Annotated in this window: 24 protein-coding genes; 6 read left to right on the forward strand and 18 right to left on the reverse strand. The window is 71.6% G+C overall.

Annotated elements, in window-relative coordinates:
- Window positions 1–15 precede the first annotated feature (15 nt).
- The 7 genes from B4N89_RS10165 to hutU form a co-directional block, all read right to left on the reverse strand.
- A complete protein-coding gene (locus B4N89_RS10165; RefSeq protein WP_078975563.1) occupies window positions 16–513 on the reverse strand; it encodes a general stress protein in 498 nt (165 codons plus the stop codon).
- A 600-nt stretch (window positions 514–1,113) separates the two neighbouring features.
- Window positions 1,114–1,995, reverse strand: coding sequence for an alpha/beta fold hydrolase (locus B4N89_RS10170; protein WP_078975564.1), 882 nt, complete (start codon window positions 1,993–1,995; stop codon window positions 1,114–1,116).
- 187 nt (window positions 1,996–2,182) lie between these two features.
- Window positions 2,183–3,379 (reverse strand): acyl-CoA dehydrogenase family protein, encoded by a 1,197-nt coding sequence (locus tag B4N89_RS10175; RefSeq protein ID WP_078975565.1) that lies wholly within the window; start codon window positions 3,377–3,379, stop codon window positions 2,183–2,185.
- 174 nt (window positions 3,380–3,553) lie between these two features.
- Window positions 3,554–4,720 (reverse strand): imidazolonepropionase, encoded by a 1,167-nt coding sequence (gene hutI / locus B4N89_RS10180; RefSeq protein WP_078975566.1) that lies wholly within the window; start codon window positions 4,718–4,720, stop codon window positions 3,554–3,556.
- 58 nt (window positions 4,721–4,778) lie between these two features.
- A complete protein-coding gene (locus tag B4N89_RS10185; RefSeq protein ID WP_078975567.1) occupies window positions 4,779–6,116 on the reverse strand; it encodes a formimidoylglutamate deiminase in 1,338 nt (445 codons plus the stop codon).
- The gene (locus tag B4N89_RS10190; protein WP_078979252.1) at window positions 6,113–7,300 is read right to left on the reverse strand and encodes an allantoate amidohydrolase; all 1,188 of its coding nucleotides are present in this window, start codon (window positions 7,298–7,300) and stop codon (window positions 6,113–6,115) included. The genes B4N89_RS10185 and B4N89_RS10190 overlap by 4 nt, the downstream gene beginning before the upstream one ends.
- Window positions 7,301–7,317: 17 nt before the next feature.
- Window positions 7,318–8,991: a urocanate hydratase gene (gene hutU / locus B4N89_RS10195; RefSeq protein ID WP_078975568.1), complete on the reverse strand. Its 1,674-nt coding sequence runs from the start codon at window positions 8,989–8,991 to the stop codon at window positions 7,318–7,320.
- Window positions 8,992–9,197: 206 nt separating this feature from the next.
- On the opposite strand from hutU, the gene B4N89_RS10200 reads away from it, so the two are divergent.
- Complete coding sequence (locus B4N89_RS10200) at window positions 9,198–9,518, forward strand: hypothetical protein (RefSeq protein ID WP_078975569.1); 321 nt, start codon at window positions 9,198–9,200, stop codon at window positions 9,516–9,518.
- A 28-nt stretch (window positions 9,519–9,546) separates the two neighbouring features.
- Here B4N89_RS10200 and B4N89_RS10205 read toward each other — a convergent pair whose 3' ends face one another.
- Window positions 9,547–10,380 carry an ABC transporter permease gene (locus B4N89_RS10205; protein WP_078975570.1) on the reverse strand — a complete coding sequence of 278 codons (834 nt, stop codon included), beginning with the start codon at window positions 10,378–10,380 and terminating at the stop codon, window positions 9,547–9,549.
- Window positions 10,377–11,390, reverse strand: a complete 1,014-nt coding sequence (locus tag B4N89_RS10210; RefSeq protein ID WP_078975571.1) for an ATP-binding cassette domain-containing protein — start codon at window positions 11,388–11,390, stop codon at window positions 10,377–10,379. The genes B4N89_RS10205 and B4N89_RS10210 overlap by 4 nt, the downstream gene beginning before the upstream one ends.
- 65 nt (window positions 11,391–11,455) lie before the next feature.
- Here B4N89_RS10210 and B4N89_RS10215 point away from each other — a divergent pair, with 65 nt between their 5' ends.
- A complete protein-coding gene (locus B4N89_RS10215) occupies window positions 11,456–12,064 on the forward strand; it encodes a TetR/AcrR family transcriptional regulator (protein ID WP_078975572.1) in 609 nt (202 codons plus the stop codon).
- Window positions 12,065–12,262: 198 nt separating this feature from the next.
- Here the strand turns inward: B4N89_RS10215 and B4N89_RS10220 are convergent, their stop codons facing one another.
- Window positions 12,263–12,733, reverse strand: coding sequence for an NUDIX domain-containing protein (locus B4N89_RS10220; RefSeq protein ID WP_078975573.1), 471 nt, complete (start codon window positions 12,731–12,733; stop codon window positions 12,263–12,265).
- Between the two features lie 4 nt (window positions 12,734–12,737).
- Entirely contained in the window at window positions 12,738–13,472 is a 735-nt protein-coding gene (locus tag B4N89_RS10225; protein WP_078975574.1) for a helix-turn-helix domain-containing protein, read from the reverse strand.
- A gap of 355 nt (window positions 13,473–13,827) precedes the next feature.
- Between B4N89_RS10225 and B4N89_RS10230 the strand changes: the two genes are divergently transcribed.
- A complete protein-coding gene (locus B4N89_RS10230; protein WP_078975575.1) occupies window positions 13,828–14,229 on the forward strand; it encodes an ATP-binding protein in 402 nt (133 codons plus the stop codon).
- Window positions 14,230–14,664: 435 nt separating this feature from the next.
- Here B4N89_RS10230 and B4N89_RS10240 read toward each other — a convergent pair whose 3' ends face one another.
- The 4 genes from B4N89_RS10240 to hutH form a co-directional block, all read right to left on the reverse strand.
- Window positions 14,665–15,276 carry a hypothetical protein gene (locus B4N89_RS10240; protein ID WP_143657919.1) on the reverse strand — a complete coding sequence of 204 codons (612 nt, stop codon included), beginning with the start codon at window positions 15,274–15,276 and terminating at the stop codon, window positions 14,665–14,667.
- A gap of 214 nt (window positions 15,277–15,490) precedes the next feature.
- Entirely contained in the window at window positions 15,491–16,801 is a 1,311-nt protein-coding gene (gene hisS, locus B4N89_RS10245; RefSeq protein WP_078975578.1) for a histidine--tRNA ligase, read from the reverse strand.
- Between the two features lie 60 nt (window positions 16,802–16,861).
- Window positions 16,862–17,722: a MurR/RpiR family transcriptional regulator gene (locus B4N89_RS10250; protein ID WP_078975579.1), complete on the reverse strand. Its 861-nt coding sequence runs from the start codon at window positions 17,720–17,722 to the stop codon at window positions 16,862–16,864.
- A gap of 146 nt (window positions 17,723–17,868) precedes the next feature.
- A complete protein-coding gene (hutH, locus tag B4N89_RS10255; protein ID WP_414646413.1) occupies window positions 17,869–19,404 on the reverse strand; it encodes a histidine ammonia-lyase in 1,536 nt (511 codons plus the stop codon).
- Window positions 19,405–19,545: 141 nt separating this feature from the next.
- Between hutH and fdhD the strand changes: the two genes are divergently transcribed.
- Window positions 19,546–20,394 (forward strand): formate dehydrogenase accessory sulfurtransferase FdhD, encoded by an 849-nt coding sequence (gene fdhD, locus B4N89_RS10260; RefSeq protein WP_078975580.1) that lies wholly within the window; start codon window positions 19,546–19,548, stop codon window positions 20,392–20,394.
- A 55-nt stretch (window positions 20,395–20,449) separates the two neighbouring features.
- Here the strand turns inward: fdhD and B4N89_RS52975 are convergent, their stop codons facing one another.
- Entirely contained in the window at window positions 20,450–22,165 is a 1,716-nt protein-coding gene (locus B4N89_RS52975) for a sensor domain-containing diguanylate cyclase (RefSeq protein ID WP_078975581.1), read from the reverse strand.
- A gap of 467 nt (window positions 22,166–22,632) precedes the next feature.
- Between B4N89_RS52975 and B4N89_RS10270 the strand changes: the two genes are divergently transcribed.
- Window positions 22,633–23,028 (forward strand): SRPBCC family protein, encoded by a 396-nt coding sequence (locus B4N89_RS10270; protein WP_101897045.1) that lies wholly within the window; start codon window positions 22,633–22,635, stop codon window positions 23,026–23,028.
- Window positions 23,029–23,094: 66 nt separating this feature from the next.
- Here B4N89_RS10270 and B4N89_RS10275 read toward each other — a convergent pair whose 3' ends face one another.
- Together B4N89_RS10275 and B4N89_RS10280 are read right to left on the reverse strand one after the other, a co-directional pair.
- A complete protein-coding gene (locus B4N89_RS10275; RefSeq protein ID WP_078975582.1) occupies window positions 23,095–24,165 on the reverse strand; it encodes an adenylate/guanylate cyclase domain-containing protein in 1,071 nt (356 codons plus the stop codon).
- A gap of 58 nt (window positions 24,166–24,223) precedes the next feature.
- Entirely contained in the window at window positions 24,224–24,748 is a 525-nt protein-coding gene (locus B4N89_RS10280) for a PH domain-containing protein (protein ID WP_078975583.1), read from the reverse strand.
- A 121-nt stretch (window positions 24,749–24,869) separates the two neighbouring features.
- Between B4N89_RS10280 and B4N89_RS10285 the strand changes: the two genes are divergently transcribed.
- Window positions 24,870–25,610, forward strand: coding sequence for a class I SAM-dependent DNA methyltransferase (locus B4N89_RS10285; RefSeq protein ID WP_078975584.1), 741 nt, complete (start codon window positions 24,870–24,872; stop codon window positions 25,608–25,610).
- The last annotated feature ends 23 nt before the right edge of the window (window positions 25,611–25,633 follow it).

Raw genomic sequence — 25,633 nt, forward strand, 5'->3', positions numbered from 1 at the left:
GGCCCGGCCGCCGACCTAGAGCTCCAGTCGACCCACGAGGTTGCGTGCCCGCTCGGCCAGGTCGGGGCGGACCACCACGTCGTAGCGCGAGGCGACGATCTGGCTGGTGGAGACGAAGTCCCGCCGTCCGCCCAGCGCCTTGTACCCCAACCAGCCGAACAGGGCACCCGCGGCGATCCCCCAGACCAGCCCCATCAGCACCAGCCAGAGCCACCCGTGCGCGCGCACCGCGAAGATGCCCAGGAACAGCCCGATCATCAACCCGAACCACGCACCGCTCGCCGCACCGGACGCCGCCGCCTTGCCGGCGGTGAGCCGGCCCAGCACGTTCTCGACCATGCGCAGGTCGGCACCGACGATCGCGGTGTTCTCCACCGGGAACTCGTGGTCCGACAGATAGTCGACCGCCCGCTGGGCACCGGCGTAGTTCGTGTAGGACGCGATGACCTGGCCGGTGTTCGCCAGGTCGGGCCCGGGCGCACCCGCGCCGGGAGGAAGATTCTGACCGAACATGCTGCCGCCTCGCCTGAATGCCGCCGGAAACCGGCCCGTGGTCGTTCGACCGGGAGCCTGTACCCGGCGGAATCCGTAACAACACGTGACCAAGGGGCCGAATGCGCCGTGTCCCGGTCGACCCGAAGGACAACTCCGGCGCGACGTCGGCACGGTTACGATCAAGCCGCCGTCGGATCGGCGTCCGTTGCCCGCGGGGTAGCGCGTGGGCTCCTGCGAGACCGGAGATGTCATGGCAGCGGAGCGGCGCCACGAGCGCCCCTGGGAGGCGGTCTTCGAGCTGCGCAAGGGCTGGAATCCGAAGCCGATGGATCGGCGTCATCCCCCGGCCCGGCGTGTCGTTGCCGGGTGATGACGCCCCTGCCTTGCTGCGTGGCACGGCGCGCATGGGGCGGGGGACGCGGCCCGGATGTGCACACCAGCGCACGGAGTCCGCATCGATCTTCCCCGATTGGCCGAATTGCTCGGCGAGTTCGCCCCGCATGTCGCCCTCGTCGACCAGAGCGGTCGGCGGACGGTGGTGCATCGCCAGGGCTTCGACCAAGACCCGCTCGGGTAGGCGAACCGATCCGGGCCCGGGCGGCGGTGACCGGCCGGCGTCTAGCCCGCCAAGACCTCGCGCACCGCGTCCCCCACCGCGTCCGGGCGGTCCAGCATGACGAAGTGGGCGGAGTCGTCCAGCACCTCGCAGCGGCCCTGTGGGGACAGGTTCGCCAGGGTGCGCAGCGCCCGCACCCAGCGGGCTCGGGCGGCCAGGCTCTCGTAGCCGCCGGCGGCGGCCAGCACCCGCAGCGGGACGTCCGGCAGCGGCGCGACCCGACGCAGATCGGCGAGTTCGGCGGCCACGTCGAAGTACGTGGCGTTCTCGGTGAGCGCCGCCGCGAAGAACCGCCCCGAGCCGTACGACCCGCGCACCCAGCGCGCGTCCGCCACATCCCGGTGCCGGCGCGACTGGGTGAACAGGATCGAGCGCCGCGCCGCCGGCCCGATCGCCCGACTCACGCCGGTGGCCCGCATCGCCCCGCCCAGCGCCCTGGCGGCCCGGATCCGGGCCTGCCGGGCCGGTCGCGGCCGCGGCTTCTCCTCGTTGCTCGGGTCGACCAGGACCAGGCCCGCCGTGCGCTCGGGGTACATCCGGGCGAAGCCCTCGACGTGGAACGCGCCGAGCGAGTGGGCGAGCAGGACGTACGGGCCGGGCAGCGCGAGCGCGTCGGCCAACGCGGCGATGCGATCCGCCTCGTGGGCCAGCGTGGGCGGCCGCGGGTCGGGCTGCGAGTAGCCCAGGCCCGGGCGGTCGAAGCGCACCACCGTGCAGTCGGCGGTGAGCGGCGGCACCACGGGATCCCAGTCGAACCACGCGCCGCCGAGCCCGCTGGTGGCGATCACCACGGGACCGGCGCCCTCGCGGACCACGTGCAGCGCGGTCCCGCCGATCCGGACGAACTCCCCGGGCGGTACCGGTACCGGATGTCTCGCGACCATGGTGGGCTCCCCGTCTCTCGAGGTTGCGCGTGTCGCCATCATCGGTCGCGATCTCGGCCCCGACGCGCAGCGACGCGGCCGGCGACGGCAACCGGACGCATACCGGACCCGCTTGGACGCGTCACGGGACGACCCCCCGGCAGGGGGTGCACGGCCGGTTCCGCCGCACACCCCACCGGGCGCCGGATCACCCGCGCAGCTTGTAGTCCTCCAGCAGCCGCCGCCCGATGATCATCTTCTGGATCTCGGCCGTGCCCTCGCCGATCAGCAACATCGGCGCCTCGCGGTAGAGGCGTTCGATCTCGAACTCCTTCGAGAACCCGTAGCCGCCGTGGATGCGGAACGCGTCCTCGACGACCTCCTTGCAGTATTCGGAGGCCAAGTACTTGGCCATCCCCGCTTCGAGGTCGTTGCGCTCGCCCGCGTCCTTCTTGCGCGCCGCGTTGACCATCATCGCGTGCGCGGCCTCCACCTTGGTGGCCATCTCCGCGAGCTTGAACTGGATCGCCTGGTGCCCGGTCAGCGGCTTGCCGAAGGTCTCCCGCTGCTGCGCGTAGCGGATGCCCAGCTCGAACGCGCGCTGCGCCACCCCGCAGCCGCGCGCGGCCACGTTCACCCGGCCCACCTCGACGCCGTCCATCATCTGGTAGAAGCCCTTGCCGGGCACCCCGCCCAGGATGCGATCGGCCGGCACCCGGCAGTTGTCGAGCACCATCTCGGTGGTGTCGACGCCCTTGTAGCCCATCTTGTCGATCTTGCCGGGGATGGTCAGGCCCGGGCGCGTCTCGCCGAAGCCGGACTCCTTGTCGATCAGGAACGTGGTCATGTTCCGATAGACCGAGTCCTCGCCCAGCTCGGTCTTGGTCAGCACCGCGACGAGGTTGGCGCTGCCGCCGTTGGTGAGCCACATCTTCTGGCCGTTCAGCACGTGGAACTCGCCGTCCGGCACCGCCTTGGTGCGGATCGCCGACACGTCCGACCCGCAGTGCGGCTCCGACATCGAGAACGCGCCGCGGATCTCGCCCTCGGCCATCTTCGGCAGGTAGTACGCCTTCTGCTCGTCGGTGCCGTGCTGCTTGATCATGTACGCGACGATGAAGTGCGTGTTGATGATGCCGGACACGCTCATCCAGCCGCGCGCGATCTCCTCGACCACCAGCGCGTAGGTCAGCAGCGACTCGCCGAGGCCGCCGTACTCCTCCGGGATCATCAGGCCGAACAGGCCCATGGCCTTCATGCCCTCGACGATCTCCGCCGGGTACTCGTCCCGGTGCTCCAGCTCGGTCGCGACCGGGATGATCTCCTTGTCCACGAAGGTGCGGACGGTGGCGAGGATCTCCCGCTGGACTTCGGTGAGTCCGTCGGTCTGTGCGAGGCGGCCCATGGGCGGCGCTCCTTCCGTCTGCGCATGTCCGGGCCCCACACCCTCGGGGTCCCGGCCACGCTTCTGGCTTAGAGAGTTACCGGGGAGTATCCACGAGCACGGCGGGTCGCGACAGAGGGGGTCCGTAACGCGGGCACCCCGATTTCGAACGATCTGTCGGCTGCTCGACCCCGCTCAGACCGCCACACCCGCCCGCCACACCGCGCGCACCAGCGGTACGCCGGGCCGGTAGGCGAGGTGTACGTGTGAGGGCGCGTCCAGCTCGACCACGTCGGCGCGGGCCCCCGGCCGCAGCACGCCCACGTCCGAGCGGCGCAGCGCGCGCGCCCCGCCGGCGGTCGCCGCGTACAGCGCCTCGTCGGGCGTCATGCCCATGTCGCGCACCGCGAGCGCGATGCAGAACGGCATCGACGTGGTGAAGCTGGAGCCGGGATTGCAGTCGGTGGACAGCGCCACCCGGGCGCCGGCGGCGAGCAGCCGGCGGGCGTCGGGGTAGACCGCGCGGGTGGAGAACTCCGCGCCGGGCAGCAGCGTGGCCACCGTGTCGCCGGCCGCGAGCGCGTCCACGTCGGCATCGGTCAGGTGGGTGCAGTGGTCGGCCGAGGCCGCGCCGAGCTCGACGGCCAGTTGTACGCCGGGACCGTGCCCGAGCTGGTTTGCGTGGACGCGCGGGATCAGGCCCTTGGCCTTGCCGGCGGTCAGGATCGCCCGGGCCTGGTCGCCGTCGAACGCGCCGCGCTCGCAGAAGACGTCCACCCAGCGCGCGTGCGGCGCGCAGGCGTCCAGCATCGGGCCGGTGACCAGGTCGACGTAGCCGGCCGGATCCTCGGCGTATTCCGGCGCGACGATGTGCGCGCCGAGGTAGGTGGTCTCGGCGGTGAACGCCGACGCGATCCGCAGCGCGCGTTCCTCGTCGGCGACGGTGAGGCCGTAGCCGGACTTGATCTCGATCGTGGTGGTGCCCTGCCGCGCCGCCTCGCCGACCAGCCGGCCGGCGTTCGCGGCCAGCTGCTGCTCGCTCGCGGCCCGGGTCGCTGCCACCGTGGTGCGGATCCCGCCGGCCTGGTACGCCTGGCCGGACATCCGCGCGTCGAACTCGGCGGTACGGTCCCCGGCGAAGACCAGGTGCGAGTGCGAGTCGACGAATCCGGGCTGGACCGCGCGGCCCTCGGCGTCGTGCCGGTTGTCCGCGTCCGGGGCGCTCGCGGCGGCCCCCACCCACACGATGCGGTCGCCGTCGAGCACGAGGGCCGCGTCCCGGAGCAGGCCGAGGGGACCGGCGCCGAGTTCGGGGTCGTTGGTGACCAGCGAGCCGATGTTGGTGATCAGGGTGGTGGCCACGCGCGAGTGGTCCCTTCGGTCCGGGGTGGCGGCCGCTCCGACGGGGAGCGGCCATGGTTCAGCGGAACAGATCGTGAATGGCCGTGGTCAGCGCCTGCGGGACCGCGTCCACGAGTTGGTGCACGCCGTCGCGGACGACGACCCGGCCGTCGACCAGCACGTGCGTGACATCGCCCGCGGCGGCCGCGAACACGGCCGCCTCGCCGGCCAGCCGGGGCATGGTGCCGGCCAGCCGCACCGAGTCCAGACCGATCGTGGTGAGGTCGGCCAGGGCACCCGCCTCGATCCGACCCGCGTCCGGCCAACCGAGGGCCCGGTGGCCGACGGTCGTGGCGTAGGCGAGCAGCGCGGCCGAGGTGAAGTGGCCGCGTCGCCCGGTGCGCAGGCGTTCGTCGAGTTCGACCGCGCGGGCCTCCTCAAACAGGTCGATCACCGCCTGGCTGTCGCTGCCCAGGGACAGCGGCACCCCGGACCGGACCAGGTCGCCGGCCGGGCCGATGCCGTCGGCGAGGTCGCGCTCGGTGGTCGGGCAGAAGCAGACCCCCGCCCCGGACCGGGCCAGTGCGGCGATGTCGGCGTCGGTGAGGTGGGTGGCGTGTACCGCCGTCGCGTTCGGGCTCCAGAACCCGTGCGCGTCGAGCAGTCCGGTGGGGGTCAGCCCGTAGTGCGCGACGCACGCGGCGTTCTCGGCGGGCTGCTCGGACAGATGTACGTGGACCGGGACGCCCTCGGTGCGCGCCGCCCAGCCGGCGTAGTCGTCCGCCTTGGCGAACGCCCGCACCGAGTGGATGGCCGCCCCGATCCGGGTGTTGGCGTCGCCGCGCAGCGCGCTCCAGCGCTCGTACCAGCCGTCGGAGGTGCCGTCGCCGAAGCGGCGCTGCACGCCTTGGAGCGGCTGGTGGCCGTCGGCGGTGAGGCCGCCGTGCAGGTAGCAGGTGTCGAGCAGGGTGAGCCGGACCCCGGCCTGCCGAGCCGCCTCGATCAGCGCGTGGCCCATGGCGTTGGGGTCGTCGTACGGCGTGCCGTCGGGGCCGTGGTGCAGGTAGTGGAACTCGCCCACGGAGGTGATCCCGGCCAGCGCCATCTCGGCGTACACCGCCCGCGCGAGCGCGAGGTAGGTGTCCGGGTCGAGCCGGCCGGCCGCCTTGTACATCTGGTCGCGCCAGGTCCAGAAGGTGCCGGTGCCGGACTGGGTGCGCCCGCGCAGCGCCCGGTGGAAGGCGTGCGAGTGGGCGTTGGCCAGGCCCGGCAGGGTCAGTCCAGGCAACACCGAGGCGCCGGCCGGCACCGGGCGGTCGGGGGTGACCGAGGCGATGCGGCCGTCCAGGATCGAGAGCACCACGTCGCGCTCGATCCCGGTGCGGGTCCACACCAGTTCACACCAGTATTCGCTCACACCGCGTCCTCGCTCGTCAGGTCCGTCACCACGTCGGCCAGCGCCGCCACGCCCGCGAGGCAGTCCACCATCTCCGCGCTCTCCGCCGGCGAGTGCGACACGCCGGTGGGGTTGCGGACGAACACCATCGCGGTGGGCACGTGCGCGGACAGGATGCCCGCGTCGTGGCCGGCGCCGGTGGGCAGGATCGGCGCGCCGCCGAGCCGCTTGGCGATGCGGTCGCGCAGCGGGGCGGCGAACTCGACGATCGGCGTGTACGACTCGCGGGCGACCTGGACGCAGACCGCGTCGCGCTCGCCGCGCTCGGTGGCGGTGCGGATGATCTCGCCGACCACCTCGTCCAGGGTCTGTTCGTCGGCGGCGCGCGCGTCGAGCCAGCCGTGCACCTCGGACGCGATCGCGTTGGCCGCGCCGGGACGCGCGTCGACCTTGCCGAAGGTGGCCAGGGCACCGGCGAGATGGGCCTTCTTGCGGGCGGCGAGCACGGTGTTGGCGTAGGTGAGCATCGGGTCGCGGCGGTCCTCCAGGCGGGTGGTGCCCGCGTGGTTGGCCTCGCCCCGGAAGTCGAAGCGCCAGCGCCCGTGCGGCCAGATCGCCGAGGCGACGCCCACCGCGCGGTCCCGGTGCACCAGGTCGCGGCCCTGCTCCACGTGCAGTTCGACGAACGCGGCGATGCGGCCGAGCCGTTCGGGGTCGGGCCCGATCGCGGCGGGGTCGAATCCGGCGCGCTCCATCGCGTCGCCCAGGAACACCCCGTCGGCGTCCTTCAGCGCGCGCGCCTGATCCGGCGTCAACACCCCGGCGGTGAGCCGGGATCCGACGCAGGCCACGTTGAACCGGGCGCCCTCCTCGTCGCCGAAGTTGACGATGCCCAGCGGACGGGTCGGCTCCTCGCCGCGCTCGCGCAGCATGTCGAGCGCGGCGAAGGAGGAGACCACGCCCAAGGGTCCGTCGTAGGCGCCGCCGTCGGGCACCGAGTCGAGGTGGCTGCCGATCACGACCGCGTCGGGGCCGGTCGCGGTCCACGCCCACTGGTTGCCGTTGCGGTCCTCCTCGTACAGCAGTCCGCGGCTCTGTGCCTGCTCGCGAAACCACGCGCGGCACTCGGCGTCGGCCCCGGTCCACGCGAAGCGGCGATAACCGCCGGACGCGGCGCGACCCACCGGGAGCAGGTCGCGCCACATCGCCTCGAAGCCGGTACTCACGCGTCGCCTTCCCGCATCGGCACCCGCACACCACGCTCGTCCGCGACCTCGCCGGCCAGGTCGTAGCCCGCGTCGACGTGGCGGATCACACCCATGCCGGGGTCGTTGGTGAGCACGCGGCGGATCTTCTCGCCGGCCAGCGGCGTGCCGTCGGCGACGGTGACCTGGCCCGCGTGGATCGAGCGGCCGATGCCGACCCCGCCGCCGTGGTGGATGGACACCCACGAGGCGCCGGAGGCCACGTTGACCATCGCGTTGAGCAGCGGCCAGTCGGCGATCGCGTCGGAACCGTCGAGCATGCCCTCGGTCTCGCGGTACGGGCTGGCCACCGAGCCGCAGTCGAGGTGGTCGCGGCCGATCACGATCGGCGCGGCCAACTCGCCCGAGGCGACCATGTCGTTGAACCGCGCGCCCGCCTTGTCCCGCTCGCCGTAGCCGAGCCAGCAGATCCGCGCGGGCAGCCCCTGGAAGTGCACCTTCTCCTGGGCCAGCTTGATCCAGCGGGCCAGCGACTCGTTCTCCGGGAACAGGTCGAGCACGGCCTTGTCGGTCTTGGCGATGTCGCGCGCGTCGCCGGAGAGCGCGGCCCAGCGGAACGGGCCCTTGCCCTCGCAGAACAGCGGCCGGATGTACGCGGGGACAAAGCCGGGGAAGTCGAACGCCCGGGTGTAGCCCGCGAGTTGTGCCTCGCCGCGGATCGAGTTGCCGTAGTCGAAGACCTCGGCGCCCTTGTCCTGGAAGCCGACCATGGCCTCGACGTGCCTGGCCATCGACTCGCGCGCGCGGTCGGTGAACTCGGCGGGCTTGGTCCGCGCGTATTCGGCCATGTCCTCGAACGCGACGCCGACCGGCAGGTAGGCGAGCGGGTCGTGGGCCGAGGTCTGGTCGGTGACGATGTCGATCGGGGCGTCCATCGCGAGCAGCTGCGGGACCAGTTCGGCGGCGTTGCCGAGCAGGCCGATGGACAGCGGCCGGCGGGCGTCGCGCGCCTCGACGGCGAGGTCCAGGGCCGCCTTGAGGGTGTCGACCCGGGTGTCGCAGTAGCCGTGCTCGATCCGGCGGTCGATGCGCGAGGGGTCGCAGTCGATACAGATGACCACGCCGCCGTTCATGGTGACGGCCAGCGGCTGCGCGCCGCCCATGCCGCCGAGCCCGGCGGTGAGGGTGATGGTGCCCTCCAGGCTGCCGCCGAAGCGCTTGGCGGCGACGGCGGCGAAGGTCTCGTAGGTGCCCTGGAGGATGCCCTGAGTGCCGATGTAGATCCACGAACCGGCGGTCATCTGGCCGTACATGGTCAGCCCGGCCGACTCCAGCCGGCGGAACTCCTCCCAGTTGGCCCAGTCGGGCACCAGGTTGGAGTTGGCGATCAGCACGCGCGGCGCCCACTCGTGGGTCTGCATCACGCCGACCGGACGGCCCGACTGCACGAGCAGCGTCTCGTCCTGCCCCAGCGTGGTCAGCGTGCGGGTGATCGCCTCGAAGGAGCGCCAGTCGCGGGCGGCCTTGCCGGTGCCGCCGTAGACGACCAGCTTGTCCGGGTGCTCGGCGACCTCGGGGTCGAGGTTGTTGAGCAACATCCGCAGGGCGCCCTCCTGCTGCCAGCCCCGGGTGGTGAGCGTGCTGCCGCGCGGTGCGCGCACCTCGCGCGGTCCTGCGGTGTGGTCCGACATGGCGGCGCCCCTTCTGCTTCGACGTACGAATCTGTATGAAAACATTCAGTCGCTTCCGAAGTGAATCTATCTGTTCCGTGAGGTGGCGCCAAGGGAGCCGGCCGAGTGGACGGCGCGAGGACCGCGACAGCGCGGCATTTGACCCATCCGGTGCCATTTCCGCCGCCCGGCGATCGGCCGGGACCGGCACCGGGTAGCCGGACCGCATGGATCTGCAGGAGGTGCTGTGGGCGATCACCGCCCTGGGCGCGTTCGTGGCGTTCGCGGGCCTGGTGATGCTGCTGCGCGGGCGCGGGCGGGAGCCGGGCGTGGTGGCCCTGGTGGTGATGACGGGCGCGCTGCTGTGCACCGGGGGGTTCCTGCTGAGCATTCCGCGCTATCGGGACACCGCGCTGATCGCGGGCGGCTCGGCAGTGGTGGGCGTGTCGGCCATGCTGGCGGCGATCACGCTGATGCCGGCGCACCGGGGGTCGGACGACGGGCCGCGCGGGGTGACGTTGGAGAAGGACCCGGGCCGGCGCGGTTGAGGCCGGTGCTGTTTGCTCTCGGTCCCGCTCAGCCCTGCCTGCCGTACAGGCGGAGCGTGATCGGGGCGCACACGAGGGCGATGCCGGCGGTCATGGCGAGGGACCAGGCGACCGCGCCGGCGGCGGCGCCGGTGTCGTTCATCAGGTCCCGAGACGCGGTGGCGAGCAGGCTGAGCGGGTTGATGTCGACGAAGGCCCGGAGCCAGTCGGGCATGGTGTCGGGCCGGACGAAGATGTTGCCGGCGAACGAGAGCGGGATCAGTACGGCGTTGGCGATGCTCAGCACGACGGCCGGGTCGCGGACGACCAGGGCGACCGCGGCCCAGAGCAGGGACAGCGCGAGTCCGAACACGATCACCAGGGCCACCGCGGCGAGCACCCCCGCCACGCCGCCGGCGGGGCGGTAGCCCATGGCCAGGCCGAGGCCCACCACGATGGCGGAGGCGAACAGGTAGCGGGCGGCGTCGCTGAGCAGGCCGCCGAGGATGAACGCGCCGCGCCACACGGGCAGGCCGCGGAAGCGGTCGAAGGCCCCGCTGCGCACGTCCTGCGCGAGTCGGGCCCCGCCGTACATCGTGACGATCGCGATGCTCATGCCGAGTACGCCGGGCAGGAGGGTCGTGAGGTAGTCGCCGGTCGATCCGCCGAGCGCGCCGCCGAACAGATAGGTGAACAGCACGGTGAACAGGATCGGGATGGCGGCGGAGTCCACGAGTTGTTTGGGGTCGTGCCTGACCTTGAGCATGGCGCGCCGGCCGAAGGCGGCCGAGGCGGCGAGCGGCCCGGCGTGCTGACGGACCCGCCCGGCGGCGAGCAGGGCGTCGATCGGGTCGGCGTGCGTCGCGGCGTCCCGGGTCGTCATGCGTGCGACTCCTCGTGTTCGGCGCCGGCCGGAGCGGTCCGCCGGCCGGTCAGGGCAAGGAATGCCTCGTCGAGGCTGGGCCGACCGAGGGAGAACTCGGCGATCCCCACCCCGGCGTCGGCCAACCGCGTCATCGTGTGCCCGACCAGTCGGCCGACGTCCGCCGGGTCGGATCCGCCGGCGAGCGCCACGGACAGGGCGAGCGGGTCGTCGGCGAGCCGGACCGAGCCCGGGACGCCGGCCAGGATCCGCAGCGCCTGCGGGCGGTGCTCGCCGTCGAGCAGTCGCAGGTGCAGCGTGCCCGCGCCGACGCGGGACTTGAGCTGGACGCCGGTGCCCTCGGCCACGATCCGGCCGTCGTCGATGACCACGATGCGCTCGGCGAGCCGGTCGGCCTCCTCCAGATACTGGGTGGTGAGCAGCACGGTCGTGCCCGCCGCGGCGATCCGGCGGACCAGCTCCCACACCCCGTTGCGGCTGCGCGGGTCGAGGCCGGTGGTCGGCTCGTCGAGGAACAGCACGTCGGGGGTCGTGATCAGGCCGGCGCCGATGTCCAGCCGGCGGCGCATGCCTCCCGAGTAGCCGCTCACCGGGCGGCCGGCCGAGCGAGTGAGGTCGAACGCGGCGAGCAGGTCGTCGGCGCGCCGTGCGGCGGCGGCCCGGGTCAGGCCGTGCAGTCGGCCCAGGATCAGCAGGTTCTCGTAGCCGGTGAGGTCCTCGTCGAGGGAGGCGTATTGGCCGGTCACCGCCACCCGGGCGCGGATCGTGTCCGCCTCGGTCGATACGTCGTGGCCGAGCACGCGGGCGGTGCCGCCGTCCGGCCGGGTCAGCGTGGCCAGGATGCGGATCGTGGTGGTCTTGCCCGCCCCGTTGGGGCCGACGAACCCGAACACCTGCCCCCGCCCGATGGTGAGGTCGATGCCGTCCAGCGCCCGATTGCCGCCGAAGACCTTGACCAGACCGCGTGCCTCGATCGCCGGGTGATCGCCACCCGAGCTTTTCTTTGACATGACGTAAGAGTTGAGCGAACTCTGGCAGCTTGTCAAGGTTATGGCGGGAGCCATAGATTCCGGGCATGGTCGACCCGCCCGCCACCGCTCCGCCGCCGGCGCGCCGCCGCCGCGCCGACGCCCGACGCAGCATCGGCGCCATCCTCGACGCGGCCCGGGTGGTGCTCGGCGAACGGCCCGACGCGAGCATGGAGGACATCGCCGGCACGGCCGGCGTCACGCGCCAGACGGTCTACGCGCACTTCCCGTCCCGGGACGCGCTGGTGGCGGCCCTGGTCGAGTCGGCAGCCGCCGAATACGCCGGCCTGCTGGACGAGGCGGACCTCGACACGGCCCCACCGGTGGAAGCCCTGACCCGCTTCCTCGACGCCGGCTGGCACTTCCTGGACCGCTACCCCCTGCTGGTCAACGCCGGCGCCCCCCAAATCCCCCGCCCGATCGACGACCCCCACGACTTCGCCCCACCCCGCCTGGAACGCCTCCTCGAACGCGGCCAACGGTCGGGCGACTTCGCCCCGACCCCGTCCGCCGCCTGGCTCGCCCCCGCCATCTTCGCCCTCCAACACGCCGCGGTCGCCGAAACCACCACCGGCCACCTCACCAGAGCGGAAGCACAAACCCTGTGCCTACAAAGCACCCTCCGCCTGTGCGGCACAAAGCCTGATCGCCACTGAGGGAGTCGGCCGATCCCGGGATTCGTATGGACGGTGTTGCCCAAGCGTCGGGAGTGCCTCGGCCGCCGAGGAGTGCGGCCCGAACCGGAAACGGAAGGCGATAAGCCAGGACCGCGCGACGATCGAGTGCCGAGCCCGCAATCAGGGGCGACTCCTGTGCCATGGGCTTGACCTGCGGCGATGCTCATGGGCGGCAGATCAGCCCAGGTACGGCCGGTCTTCGCCCGCGAGATAGTGACGAAGGCGCAGACGCTGCGTGTAGTGCATCGGCAACTCCCGCAACTCGGCCGGTGTTCTGAAGCCCAGAGCGGTGGACTCGTCGGAGGGTGTCAGTTCGCCACCGATGATTCGCGCGACGAAGCACACGTTGAACTGTTGTCGTACTTCCCCGTCCGCGTAGGCGATCACATGACGTGGGTCGGTATACATGCCGACAAGGCCGACGATCTCGACGACGAGGCCGGTCTCTTCACGAGTCTCTCGAACGGCGCATTGAGGAAGCGACTCGCCGAGGTTCATCGTTCCGCCGGGCAGGGCCCAGTTACCCGAGTCCGCACGCCGCTGTACGAGCACCCGTCGTCGCTCGTCGGCCACGACAACGGACGCAGCGACGACGAGGGAGTTGGGCACGGGCGCGTTCGGATCGTCGTAGTAGTCGGTTCGTGCCACGACCTCACGCTACCGGTGAGCTTCGTTCCCAGACGGCGTCGAAAGACTGACGGTAGCTGTTCACCATGTCTCCACCCGGGCTCCGACGAAGGTGCCACACGGGTGCGCCGAACGCGTTGACCCCCCATACATGAGCGTTGACCAACAACTCGTCGTCGGCACGGTAGATGCTGTTGTAAAGGGTGGTTCCGTGCGTACGCACGTTGACGCCGTCGAGCCTTCCGAGAGGCTGATAGTGCATGAGGGCCAGACGGCAACGGCTCTCGATGCCGTGCCCGAAACGCTCCTCGCTCCCCTTGGCTACGACATTCTCCGAGTCGGGATCTCCCAGCGCGATGCGGATCAGGCACCCCTGCTCGGCCTTCGCCGCAAGGAGCCCGTCGAACCCTGGGATGGACTCGTGCAGGTGGTTACCTGCGTACACGAGGATGTCGATGTTGTTCTCGGCTTGCTCGAAGAACGATCGCCACATGGCGGGTGACACTTCCGCACGTTGCCCATAGACCGCTACCACCTCCGGAGAGACGGCGCGCGCCGCGCGCCCTCGATGCAGGCTCGGCCAGAGAAACACTGCGTCCTCCTCTAATACTTCAGCGGCGCAGACGGCAAGTCGTTGGCGTGGTACACGACCTCTCACCCACCGTTCCACCGTCTTGACGTCCACTCCCACTCGGTTGGCCAGGGCTCGCGCGTCGATCCCCCGCCCCGCCATCGTTGCCTGTAGCCGCTCGTTCTCCATAGGACTCCTCCAGGACGTTTCAAGGGACGTTCCTACCGCGTAAGACGTCCCTCTGTGATCCTTTTGCATAGTTTCGTCGTCCCGGACTCGTTGCCACGATCTACACATGAGCAAAGGGCACACAGGGCGGACCGGCCTACGCCACGTGGTCACGCGGGTTGGGCGTGACGAGCGGGAGCGGGACTCCGCATCCAACTCCCAATGGTCGGAGGCGGATGGGCGGCTGAGTCCGGGTGAACGTTGGCTCGGAGCGGTGCTCGCCGGTCCGGGGTGGGACCCCGTATGGGTCCGAGAACGTACGTGGGAGTCACACCCGGCTGCGGTGGCGCAGGCACGAGCGTTGACGTGGGCGGCCATGGCCGATTGGAACCTGCTCGAACTGACCGACGAAGCCACACTCTGCGCCTCCGAGTTGGCCACCAACGCGGTTCTGCACGCGATGATGCCGGATCAACTGACGTGGCTGGGACGTACGTTCACGGTCCGCCTGCTGTTCTGGCCGAAGCGGGCGATGGCAATCGAGGTCCGGGACTCGGACCCGCGACCACCCGTGATGCCCGACCGACGGGTGTTGCAGCCGTCGCTGTCGGTCCCGCACCGGATCGGCGACTCGCTGCGCGGCCTGCGGATGGTCGAAGCGACATCGGACTTCATGTCCTGGGGCCCACTGGGCATCGGCGGCAAGACGGTGTGGTGCCGCTTCGACCTGGAGCCCCGGGGCCTGGCAAGGCCGTTCCGAATGACCGGCAATCCCTGAGTCGGCCGGGCCATTTCCCACAATCGGTGCTCCCGCCTGCACTCCGGAAAGCTCCTTCCCATCCGGATCCTGCCGTGGGGAGATGACGGGACGTCCCGCCTCTTGGGCGCGTGCGGACGGTCGTGTCGACAGGGGGCCGGCCCCAGGTCGTGAACAGGCTGCGGTCGCCGGATTGGCGTTCGAAGTCCTTCAGCCTGGCCCGGGTGCGGGTCGATTCGATGTCGCACATGGCCTGCGGGAGGATCCGGCCCATCAGGATCGGGGCGCCGTACGAGTCGAAGACCAGTTGCGAGCCGATGCCGACCCGCAGGTCCTCGCCCAACTCCCTCGGGCAGCGCGGCAGCGCGAAGCACAGCCTGTGCGGCGCGGCAACGGATCGTGGCTGAGGGGTGGCCGGCGATTGGCCACCTGTGCGCTGCGCGCCGCTGCGTCCGTCTACCCGAGCGGGTCTTCGTCGAAGCCCCGTCGATGGACCACCGTCCGCCGTCCACTCTGGTCGACGAGGGCGACATGCGGAGCAAACTCATCCAGCAGTTGCGCCAGTTGAGGCAGATCGAGGCGGACTCCATGCACCAGGGTGCACATCTCGGCGGCATCCCCGGCCACCCACCGTCCAACGCGACGCAGCCACGTCGGGCCCGCGCCTCTCGGCACCGCATCGGGGCGGGGGATGACGCCTATCCACGTGTTGTGATTCATCTTCCAGACGACTATCGCGTCGACCCGGTTCCATGGCAGACGCACTCGATGATCACCGCGGATCGTCGTGGAACGGATCACAGGTCCCTCGGCGTCGGCGCGAAAGAACCAGTTGCCGCGTATCGCGCTGGCCGCCACCGGCAGCCCGGTAGCGGCCATCACCCACAGAACGACGGCCACACCCCAGCCGGGCACCAGAAACCCGGCACCGGCCAAGCCCACATCGAACACGCAGACCAGCACGGTGGCCCGATTCCAGCCCTTGCGCAGCTCGAAGGCCGCATCCCCGGGACTCGTCATCGACCGGTCGCGATTGCGCCTGATGCGCCACCACCCGGACGCGCCCACCGCCCCTCCGCGCCCATCACGTCTCCGCTCTCGCAGGGCCCCACGCGATACCCGCAGGCGACACACGCCGCTCCGACGGCACCGCGATCGTAACCTTGCCCCCACCGCGTCCGAACTGGTCCACCCGCATCAACCGCCGTGCCGCCCGAAGCAGTTCCACGTCAGTCGGCAGCCGCGCCCTCGGAGAACGCGGGCGCGGCTGTGCCGTGTTCGACTATTCGGCGAAAGACCCGGCGACCTGGTCGACCGGGTGCGTCGTTTGCTCGCCGGTCGTCATGTCGCGAACGATCACCTCACCGGCGTCTCGTTCGCGGTCGCCGTAGATCAGACAGAACCGCGCGCCTTCGGCCGCCGCCCATTTCAACTGCCGGGCGAGCTTGCTACTCGAACCCATGTAGACGCCCGTACGCAGCCCGGCGCGACGGACTGCGGCAGCCATCCGAAACGCTTCGTCGGCGTGGTCGTCTCCGAGCACGGTCACCGCGACGTCCAGCGCGGAAGCAGGCTTCTCGCCGGCCGATGTCAGCAAGGGAAGGATGCGTTCGATTCCCAACGACCCACCACAAGCGGGAGTTTCGGCACCGCCGGACATGCGCCCGATGAGGCCGTCGTACCGTCCGCCCGAGGCGATCGACCCGGGCATGCCCGGCGCCGTCACCTCGTAGATGACACCCGTGTAGTAGTCGAGACCCCGAACCAGGCTCGGCACAAAGGCGATGCGCTCGCGCGGGACCGTGGCGGACAGCAGATCCAGGAGCCGATCGATCTCGGCCAACCCTTCCTGTCCGATCGAACTGTTCGTCAACTCCTTGCGAATGCGTGTGATCGAGTCGGGCGCCGTGAGGTCGGCAACCAGGCTGCTCGCGGTTGCTTCGAACTGGCCTCGGCCTTCGACCAGTTCCCGTATGACCGCTTCCGGGCGGAGCTTGTCGAGTTTGTCCAGCGTGATCAGCACGCCTCCGCCGGCGTCGGCCGGCACCCCATACACCTCCAACAGCCCCATGAGGACCTTGCGGCTGTTGACCATGAAGCGGAACCCGGGAACGCCGAGTGCGTCCAGCGCTGCATACAGGGCGGACACGACCTCGGCGTCGGCCAGCGGGGACGCGCTACCCACAACGTCCAGGTCACATTGCACAAACTCCCGAAAGCGACCCTTGCCCGGGCGATCGGCGCGCCATACAGGCGCCAGTGCGTACCGCTTGTACGGCGTCGGAAGCCGGCTCCCGTACGCTGCCACCACCCGCGCGAGAGGGACCGTGTGGTCATAGCGCAGCGCCAGATCCGCCTCCCCGGTCGCTTCGTGCTCCCCACGCCGAAGGATCTTGAAGACAAGCTTGTCGCCCTCGTCGCCATACTTGCCCGTCAGGACTTCGAGCCGTTCGAACACGGGAGTCTGCAGCGGCTGGAAGCCAAACCGAGCAAAGACGTCTCGAACCGTGGCGAACGCCCGTTCGCGGGCTTCGAATTCGGCTGCGAGGAAATCCCTGGTTCCGGACGGGGGAGGGAAGCTCTCGGTTGCCATGGGATGAATGATTCCGCATGTCGAGCAGGCGCCCGTCGCTCTCGTGCGCGGGGCCGCCGCTCACGTTGTGAACAGGCCCCGCTCGCCGGCTTGGCGTTCGAAGTCCTCCAGTCTGGCCTGGGTTCGGGTGGGTTCGATGTCGCACATGGCCTGCAGGAGGATTTGGCCCATCAGGATCGGGGCGCCGTACGAGTCGAAGACCAACTGCGAGCCGACGCCCGCGATCAGGACCGCGTCGGACAGGGCCGCCGCCGGGGCGAACGGGCTGTCGGTGACCGTCACGATGCGCAGGCCGAGGTCGCGCGCGACCCGCAGGCCCTCGCCCAACTCCCTCGGATAGCGCGGCAGCGCGAAGCACAGCAGGCCCGTGGCGCCCGCCGCGCGGGCCTGGTCGAGCCGGTCCACGAGCAGCGAGCCGCCCTCGTCCAGGACCCGGACCTCGGGCAGCACCTTGGCGGCGAAGTAGCCGAAGCCGCGCGCCGGCGCCATCCCGGTGCGCAGCCCGAGCACCACCAACGGCCGCGAGGGCGCGAGCAGTTCGGCCGCGCGCGCGATCGGGCCCGGGTCGGCGAGCTGGTCCGCGAGCCGGGCCAGGTTGGCGATCTCGGCGTGCACGGCGCCGACGTACTCGTTGCGGTCCACCTCGGTGGCCGACTCGGGCGTGGTCGGCAGGCCCAACTCGCGCAGGTGCCGGCGCAGCGCCGGGTATCCGTCGAAGCCGAGCGCGACCGCGAACCGGGTCACCGACGGCTGGCTGACCCCGGCGAGTTGGGCCACCTCGACGCTGGAGAGGAACACCGCCTCGCCCGCGTGCCGGACCAGGCAGTGCGCGATCCGGCGCTGGGTGGGGGTGAGCCGGTGGCGCTCGAACAGGGCGAGCAGGCGGGCGGAAGGGCTCGCGTCGTCGTCGGCCACCGGCATGTCTCCTCGCTGTTCGCACGTCGCCCGAGTGCCGCCGCGGACCCGGGCCGACGCGGGCCGATCGCGGTCCGCGCCGATGCCGCGGCCGGGGACCTGCGTGGGTCCCGGCCGCGGTATCAGGTCATCCTGCCTGATCTGATGGGGAATCAGTTCAGTTCGCCGGCCACCGAGCGGGCGGCCTCGATCACACCGCCCGCGCGGACGAAGGCGTCGGCGGCCTCCAGATCCGGTGCCAGGAAGCGGTCCGGGCCCACTCCCTGGCCGCCGCTCGCCCGCAGTGCGGCCACCACCGCGGCGGTCGCGGGCGCGGGCGCACCGGCCCCGGCGGCCACCCGCATGTCCAGTGCCCGGGCGGCGGTGGTCAGCTCGATCGCCAGGACGCGGTTCAGGTTGTCGATCGCGCGGCGCAGCTTCCGGGCCGCGCTCCAGCCCATCGAGACGTGGTCCTCCTGCATCGCCGAGCTGGGGATGGAGTCGGCGGAGGCGGGCACCGCCAGGCGCTTGCACTCGGAGACCAGCGCGGCCTGGGTGTACTGCGCGATCATCAGGCCGGAGTCGACACCCGGGTCGTCGGCGAGGAACGCGGGCAGGCCGTGCGAGCGGGACGGGTCGAGCAGCCGGTCGGTGCGGCGCTCGGCGATCGAACCGAGGTCGGCGACCGCGACGGCGAGGAAGTCGAGCACGTAGCCGACGGGGGCGCCGTGGAAGTTCCCGTTGGACTCGATCCGGCCGTCCTCCAGGATCACCGGGTTGTCCACGGCGGCGGCCAGTTCGCGGTCGGCGACCAGCAGCGCGTGGGCCAGCGTGTCCCGGCCGGCGCCGGCCACCTGCGGGGCGCAGCGCACCGAGTACGCGTCCTGCACGCGCGGCGCCGCGTCCTGGTGGTGCCCGGTCAGCGCCGAGCCCTGGAGCACCCGCAGCATGTTGGCCGCGCTGGCCGCCTGGCCCGGGTGCGGGCGGATGGCGTGCAGCGCCGGGTCGAGCACGCGCGAGGTGCCGAGCAGCGCCTCCATCGTCATCGCGGCGGTGATGTCGGCGGTGGTGAACAGTCGGGCCAGGTCGGCGCCGGCCATCAACAACATGCCGAGCATGCCGTCGGTGCCGTTGATCAGCGCCAGACCCTCCTTCTCCTTGAGCTCGATCGGCTCGATCCCGGCAACGGCGAGCAGTTCGGCGGCGGGGCGCACCTCGCCGTCGGGGCCGGCCGCCTCGCCCTCGCCGGTGAGCACGAGGGCGCAGTGCGCGAGCGGCGCCAGGTCCCCGCTGCACCCGAGCGAGCCGAATTCGCGGACCACCGGCGTGATGCCGGCGTTCAGCAACGCGGCCATGGTGCGCGCGACGACCGGCCGCACGCCCGTGCGACCCGAGCACAGCGTCTTGAGCCGGAGCAGCATCAGCGCGCGGACCACCTCGTCCTCGACGCGCGGGCCCATCCCGGCGGCGTGCGAGCGGACCAGCGAGTGTTGCAGGCGCGTACGCAGTTCGGGGCTGATGTGCCGGACGGCGAGCGCGCCGAAGCCGGTGGACACCCCGTAGACGGGTTCGGTGCGCGCGGCGAGTCCTTCGACGACGGCCCGGGAGCCGGTCATCGCCTTGATCGCGCTTTCGGCGAGTTCGACGCGTGCGCCGGCGCGGGCGACCGCGAGGACGTCCCTCGGGGACATCCCGGCCTCGCCGATCAGGACGGTGGCGGGAGCTGCTTCGGGGGCGCTGTGCAGATCGTTATTCACTCGAACATTATGTGCATGGATCGCGACAACACCAGGGCGGCTACCGTGCCTGAAGGAAACACCGTCGGGAACGCACCAGCGAAAGGCAGTGCCGTGGGTCGGGTCACCTCTCGCCACAAGGTCGTACGGCTGGGCGGCGACGCGCCCCCCGTACCGCGCATCGACACGCTCGTCGCCGAGGAACCGCTCGACATCCGGCTCGGCGGGCGCACCGTCACGGTGACGATGCGCACCCCGGGCGACGACTTCGACCTGGTCGCCGGGTTCCTGGCGGCCGAGGGGGTGGTCGGCGCGGCCGAGGACCTGGCCGCGATGCGCTACTGCGCGGGCACCGACGACGAGGGCCGCAACACGTACAACGTGGTGGACGCGGCACTCGCGCCGCACGTGCCGGCCCCGGATCCGGGCCTGATGCGCGGGGTGTGGACGTCGAGCGCGTGCGGGATCTGCGGCAGCACCGGCATCGAGGGATTGCGCCGGATGTCGCGCTTCGACGTGCGCGCGGACGAGGTGCGGGTGGACGCGGAGGTGCTGTACGCGCTGCCCGATCGGCTGCGCGCGGCGCAGAAGGTGTTCGCCAGTACCGGCGGCCTGCACGCGGCGGGGCTGTTCACCGCCGCCGGCGAGATGGTGTGCGTACGCGAGGACGTGGGCCGGCACAACGCGGTGGACAAGGTGGTGGGGTGGGCGCTGCGCGAGGGGCGGCTGCCGCTGGCCGGACACGTGCTGATGGTCAGCGGGCGGGCCTCGTTCGAGCTGACCCAAAAGGCCGCGATGGCGGGGGTGCCGGTGATGGCCGCGGTGTCCGCGCCGTCGGGTCTGGCGGTGGACCTGGCCGCGGACGCCGGGGTGACCCTGGTCGGCTTCCTGCGCGGCCGCTCGGCGAACGTGTACAGCCTCCCGGATCGGATCACGGTGTCCGAACCCGCCGGCACCGCCTGAGCGCCCCGCCCGCCCCGTCGACCACGAGCGTCCGAGCACTCGGACCGCCCCGGTGTCAGTCCGGCAGCGACGCGCCCCCGGTCAGCGCCACCGCGACCAGCGCGCGCAGCACCGGGGCGAGCCCGGTCACGCTCAGGCTCAGGTCGTCGGCGTAGATCTCCACCAGCCAGCCGCCCGCCGCGTTGGTCCCGCCCGCCGCGACCATCGCCTTGTAGCCGCCGACCAGGAGCAGGTCCTCCTCGGCCGGGTCGGTGCCCGGATCGCCGAGTTCGGCGACGAACCCGCCGCCCTGGACCGCGTCGGCGGTGGCCGGATAGTGCGCCAGGTCGTATTCGGCGGTCACCGCGTCGTAGCGCGGCCCGGCCTCGCTCTGCACACCGGTCAGCCGGTGGATCGAGTAGCGCACCGTGCGCAACACCCGGCCGCCGGGCGGCAGGTACGACACCCACCACGCCACGCCGTCCAGCATCCGGGCGAAGGTGTCGGCGACGATCTCCAGGCGGCCAAGCGTGTCCGCCCGGTGCACGCTCTTCGGCTCGCGCTCGTCCAGGACCGCGAGCACCGCGGCCAGCAGCCGGCCCGGCTCGGCGTTGTGCAGCGCGCCGCGGAACCGGCGGCGGTCGCGGTGCGGGCCGGGGCCCTCGGCCCCGGCCTCGTCCTGCGCCTCGCGGGCCAGGGACAGGGTCAGGTCGGGCTGCTGACCGCGCCCGGCGACCACCGGGCGGGTCGAGCGCGAGCCCTTGGCCCGGTACTGCGCCGCGTCGGCGAGTCGGAAGAGCCGGTCCGCGCTGGTCACCGGGCCCACCGGGTCGCCGGTGGAGGCGACGCCGCAGGCCACGCCCTCGCCGTTGTGCATGCGCAGCGCCCGTCGGCACAGTTCCTCGGCGACCGCGACCACGTCGTCGGGCGGATAGCCCTCGACCAGTACGCAGAACTCGTCGCCGCCGAGCCGCGCGGCGGTGGCCCCCGGCAACATCGCGCCGCACGCCGAGAGTTGGTCGGCGAAGCGCTCCAGGAGGCGGTCGCCGACATCGTGCCCGCGTTCGTCGTTGAGCCGCTTGAGGCCGTTGACGTCGCAGACGATCAGGCTGACCACCACGCCGTCCCGGTAGTGCCGGGCCATCGCCTCGTCCAGCCGGGCGTCGATCGCGCGGCGGTTGGCCAGACCGGTCAGCGGGTCGGTGAAGGCCAGCTTCTCGATCCGCTCGAAGTGTTCCGCCTGGGCCAGGCCGGCGGAGATCTGCGCGGCCAGGACACCCGCGAACTCGGCGTCCACCGGCTCGAAGCGCGGCTGGTCGGCCCGCCGGGCCAGATACAGCTCGCCCCACACCCGGCCCTCGACCATGATCGGCGCGACCATGCAGTCGTGCCGCCCCCGGCGCAGCATCGCCGCGACCCGCTCGGGGTCGCGCGTGTGCTCCGGGTCGTCCACGCACCGCGACCACGTGGTGGGCCAGCCCTCCGACTCGATGATGTCGGGGAAGTCGGTGACGGGGTACGTCTCCGCCGCCGGCAGCGGCTCCTCGCCCTCGGCCAGCTCGCCGTCGTTGACCAGCACGCGCAACTGGCCGGTGTCCCGCTCCCAGACCGAGATGGAGGCGTGCGCGGCGCCCATCGCCAGGCGTGCCTGGGCCGCCGAGACGCGGACCACCTCGGAGAAGTGGTGGGTCGTGGCGAGCGTCTTGGCCAGGTGGATGATCGCGTGCAGTCGACGGGCGGCGTCGGGTCCCTCGACCAGCGCGGCGGGTTCCGGACACGTGTCGCCGGGCATGCCGGGCAGGTGGTCGGCAGGGCCGCCCGAACCGTCGGTTCCGGGAGTGCTCGAATCGGGTCGCGAAGCTACGGTTCTCACCCCCAATCCGCCGGTACCGAGACCAGAGGATATGTCATATATTGCCCGATTAACGGCAACGTGCACCCGCGTCATGCCGTCACCTCGACGGGTCGCTGTTCGCGTGTGTTCCTGATTGGGCCCCAGACAGCTCCCGTGCGTCCGCCGAGTGCCCGCGCGAGCCGCCGGGCTCGCGCCGGACCGAGCGAAGCGCTTGTATACCCCGGCTTCGCGTCCTGCGCACATTACTCCTGTGGCCCGGCTCCGCAACGCCCCGTGTCCGGCCCGTGTCCGGGCTGTGGCAAACCGCGGCCCGCGAGGGCGCGAGGTTGTGAAGAGACCGTGGAAGACTCCCGCGATCTCGGCCGAAAGGGTACGGTCGCGGGCACAGTCCGAAGGAGCCACGCGTGCCCACGCTTTCCGTCATCGCCGCGATCGACGTACCGGCCGCCCGGATCTGGGAGGCGGTAGGAGACTTCGAGGACCCGTCCACGTGGCATCCGTGGCCGGTCGAGGAGCACACCGGAGACGAGCGGCGGCTGCGTACACCCGATGGTACGACCGTCCGCGAACGACTGGTCGAGCACGACGCGGCAGGGCACTCCTACCGCTATCGCACGCTCGACGGCCTGCCGCTGTCCGGCCGGCTCGCGCTCGAATCTATCGCCGGCGGCACGATGTGCCTGGTCGTCTGGTCGGTACGGTTCGAGAGCACACCCGCCGAACAGCTTCCGCTGCTGCGCGAGCTCGAACACGCGGTGCTGCGCCCCGGACTGCGGTCGCTGCGCGAGGCGTTCGGCTGACCCGCCGAGCCGCCGGCGCGCACGCCGGGCGGGTCGAGCGGATCGGGAGTCACCGCGGTACGGGAGTCACTGCGGTATCGGCGTGCCCGGGCGGCACACCGTCCAGGGTTCGACCAGCCCCAGACCCCGCACCGGACGCCGCCACATCGGATGCAGCTCATAGCGGTTGTCACCTTCGAGGGCGGCGGCCAACTCCCGGTCGACCACCACCGCGTCCTTGGGACTGAGCGCGGTCAGCCGACTGGCCAGGTTCACCGTGGTCCCGAACACGTCGCCCATCCGGGACAACACGTGGCCGTACGCGATGCCCACCCGCAGCGCGGGCAGGATCTCCTCCTCGGCCATCGCCTCGACCAGCCGCAGCCCGAGTTCCACCGCCGAGTCCGGCGAGAAGGTCACGAACAGCACCTCGTCGCCCAGCGTCTTGACCAGGCGCCCGCCCTGCTCGGCGATCACGTCGACGGCGGTGTCCTCGAAGGTCTGGACGAGGCGACCCAACTCGGCCTCCTCCAGGTTGCGCGACAACCGGGTGAAGCCGACCAGGTCGGCGAAGCCGACGGCGAGCGACTGGCCCACCGTCTGCTGGTCGGTGAGCCCCTGCATGGCCCGCGAACTGGCCGCGGCCAGGTGCCGGCGCCAGGCGTAGATGACCAGCGGTTCGAGTTCGAGCATCACGTCGCCGGCAGTGGTGACCACCTGCTCGGAGCGGCTGCCCGTCAGCTCGTTGCCGATGTATTCCACCCACGCCTCGGTCTGCCATTCGGCGAACCGGGCCATGGTCTGGCCCACGGAGCGGACGAACTGCGCCGCGACGGTGGCCGGCAGCAGCCCCGACTCGGTCAGCTCGCGCAGGTGCTTGAGGGCCGCGACATCGGCGTCGGTGAACGCGCGGGCCGGGCCGAAGTCGGCGAAGCCCAGGCCGCGCCACAACCGGCGGGCCTCGTCGAGGGGCACTCCGACCAGGTCCGCGACCTGACCGGAGGTGTAGCGCCGGGGCGCGCCCAGGACGACCTGCTCGACGTCGGCGATCGTGTTGTTGACCGCCTCGATGTCGGACAGGTCGGGCAGGGCGGGTTGATCGACCGCGTCGGCCCCGGCGCCCGCGCCGGGCTCCACGCGGGTCCGTTCCTCGGGCATGTGGCTCCACCGGGTGTGCGAAGGATGGTCTCGTCGGAGCCACACTACGTGTCGGGGGTCACAAAGGTTCGGGGTCGGGCGGTCCCACGTGCTTCTTCCGCCCGGCGGCGGCCCGCTCGACGAGCACGAGCAGCTCACTTTGCAGGCGCACCACGTGCGGCAGAGCGGGCAGTTCCAGGCGTTCCCGGTCGTCGACGGGCACCAGGGCGATGGTGCCGGCGCCGAGCATCCGGTCCACGAACGACTCGTGCTCGATCAGCACGTCGGCCACGCGCGCGAACGGCACCACCCGGATCTCCCGGGTCAGCGCGCCGGTGCGCACGGTCAGTCGGTCGGCGGCGACCGAGTACATCGTGCCCAGCCAGGCCAGCCACGGCGCGACGCTCCAGCGCACCAGGACCGCCAGGCCGGCCAGGAGCACGGCGGCCTGGATCCAGGTCGAGTCGGGGGGCGTGAGCGCGGCGAGGAAGCCGGTGACGGCGACCGTGCCGAACAGGGCCAGGACGGGGCGGACGAGGTGCATCCAGTGCGGGCGCACGACGAAGAGAATGTCGTCGTCGACCTCGGCTGTGGTTGTGAACACCGGGCCTCCTGGGGGTCATCCCCGATTGTGCGGTTCTCCCGGGCGGGAGGGGCGGAGGCATGCCGTTCGCCGACGTAAATGCGTCGACAGCCCGCGCCGGCACTCGGCAGAGTGGCCGTCTGTGACGAGCAGCGAACCATGGAGCCGGGCGGCCGCCGAGCGCTACGACGCCGAGGAGACCGAGATGACCTCGGCCGCCGTTCTCGAACCGACCCTCGCCTTCCTCGCCGAACTGGCGGGGACCGGCCCGGCCCTGGAGTTCGCCATCGGAACCGGACGCGTGGGCGTCCCGCTGCGCGAACGCGGCGTCCCGGTGGTGGGCATCGAACTGTCCGAGCACATGGCGGCGGTCCTGCGGCGCAGGATCGACGAGGACACGCTCCCGGTGGTCATCGGGGACATGGCCGACACCGTCGTCCCCGGCGAGTTCACCCTGGTCTACCTCGTCTACAACACCATCACGAACCTGCTCACCCAGGACGAGCAGGTCGAGTGTTTCCGCAACGCCGCGCGACACCTGCGGCCCGGCGGCCGATTCGTCATCGAGTTGGGCGTACCGCCGCTGCGCTTCCTGCCACCCGGCCAGGTCGCGGTGCCGTTCGACGTCTCCGAGCGACACCTCGGCTTCGACACCTTCGACCTGGTCGAGCAGATCCTCGTCTCACACCACCTCACCCGCGACGGCGAGGACGGCCGCTACCGCCGAGACCACTCCCGGCACCGATACGCGTGGCCGGCCGAACTCGACCTGATGGCCCGCATCGCCGGCCTCACCCTGGAGCGCCGCGTCGCCGACTGGCACGGAGCCCCCTTCACCCAGGACTCCACCAAACACATCTCCGTCTGGCGCAAACCGACCTGACCCCACCCCGGGGCCATCGCGAC

Origin of the sequence: Embleya scabrispora, from assembly GCF_002024165.1 — a bacterium.
In the GTDB taxonomy this organism is placed as follows: Bacteria; Actinomycetota; Actinomycetes; order Streptomycetales; family Streptomycetaceae; genus Embleya; species Embleya scabrispora_A.

Coding starts and splice junctions, on each gene's coding strand:
- B4N89_RS10210 (WP_078975571.1), bottom strand. CDS start 11,390: ATGTCAAAGAAAAGCTCGGGTGGCGATCACCCGGCGATCGAGGCACGC.
- B4N89_RS10230 (WP_078975575.1), top strand. CDS start 13,828: ATGGCCGATTGGAACCTGCTCGAACTGACCGACGAAGCCACACTCTGC.
- B4N89_RS10165 (WP_078975563.1), bottom strand. CDS start 513: ATGTTCGGTCAGAATCTTCCTCCCGGCGCGGGTGCGCCCGGGCCCGAC.
- B4N89_RS10170 (WP_078975564.1), bottom strand. CDS start 1,995: ATGGTCGCGAGACATCCGGTACCGGTACCGCCCGGGGAGTTCGTCCGG.
- B4N89_RS10200 (WP_078975569.1), top strand. CDS start 9,198: ATGGATCTGCAGGAGGTGCTGTGGGCGATCACCGCCCTGGGCGCGTTC.
- B4N89_RS10275 (WP_078975582.1), bottom strand. CDS start 24,165: ATGCCCGAGGAACGGACCCGCGTGGAGCCCGGCGCGGGCGCCGGGGCC.
- B4N89_RS10250 (WP_078975579.1), bottom strand. CDS start 17,722: ATGCCGGTGGCCGACGACGACGCGAGCCCTTCCGCCCGCCTGCTCGCC.
- B4N89_RS10215 (WP_078975572.1), top strand. CDS start 11,456: ATGGTCGACCCGCCCGCCACCGCTCCGCCGCCGGCGCGCCGCCGCCGC.
- B4N89_RS10205 (WP_078975570.1), bottom strand. CDS start 10,380: ATGACGACCCGGGACGCCGCGACGCACGCCGACCCGATCGACGCCCTG.
- B4N89_RS10190 (WP_078979252.1), bottom strand. CDS start 7,300: ATGTGGCGCGACCTGCTCCCGGTGGGTCGCGCCGCGTCCGGCGGTTAT.
- B4N89_RS10175 (WP_078975565.1), bottom strand. CDS start 3,379: ATGGGCCGCCTCGCACAGACCGACGGACTCACCGAAGTCCAGCGGGAG.
- hisS (WP_078975578.1), bottom strand. CDS start 16,801: ATGGCAACCGAGAGCTTCCCTCCCCCGTCCGGAACCAGGGATTTCCTC.
- B4N89_RS10225 (WP_078975574.1), bottom strand. CDS start 13,472: ATGGAGAACGAGCGGCTACAGGCAACGATGGCGGGGCGGGGGATCGAC.
- B4N89_RS52975 (WP_078975581.1), bottom strand. CDS start 22,165: ATGCCCGGCGACACGTGTCCGGAACCCGCCGCGCTGGTCGAGGGACCC.
- hutU (WP_078975568.1), bottom strand. CDS start 8,991: ATGTCGGACCACACCGCAGGACCGCGCGAGGTGCGCGCACCGCGCGGC.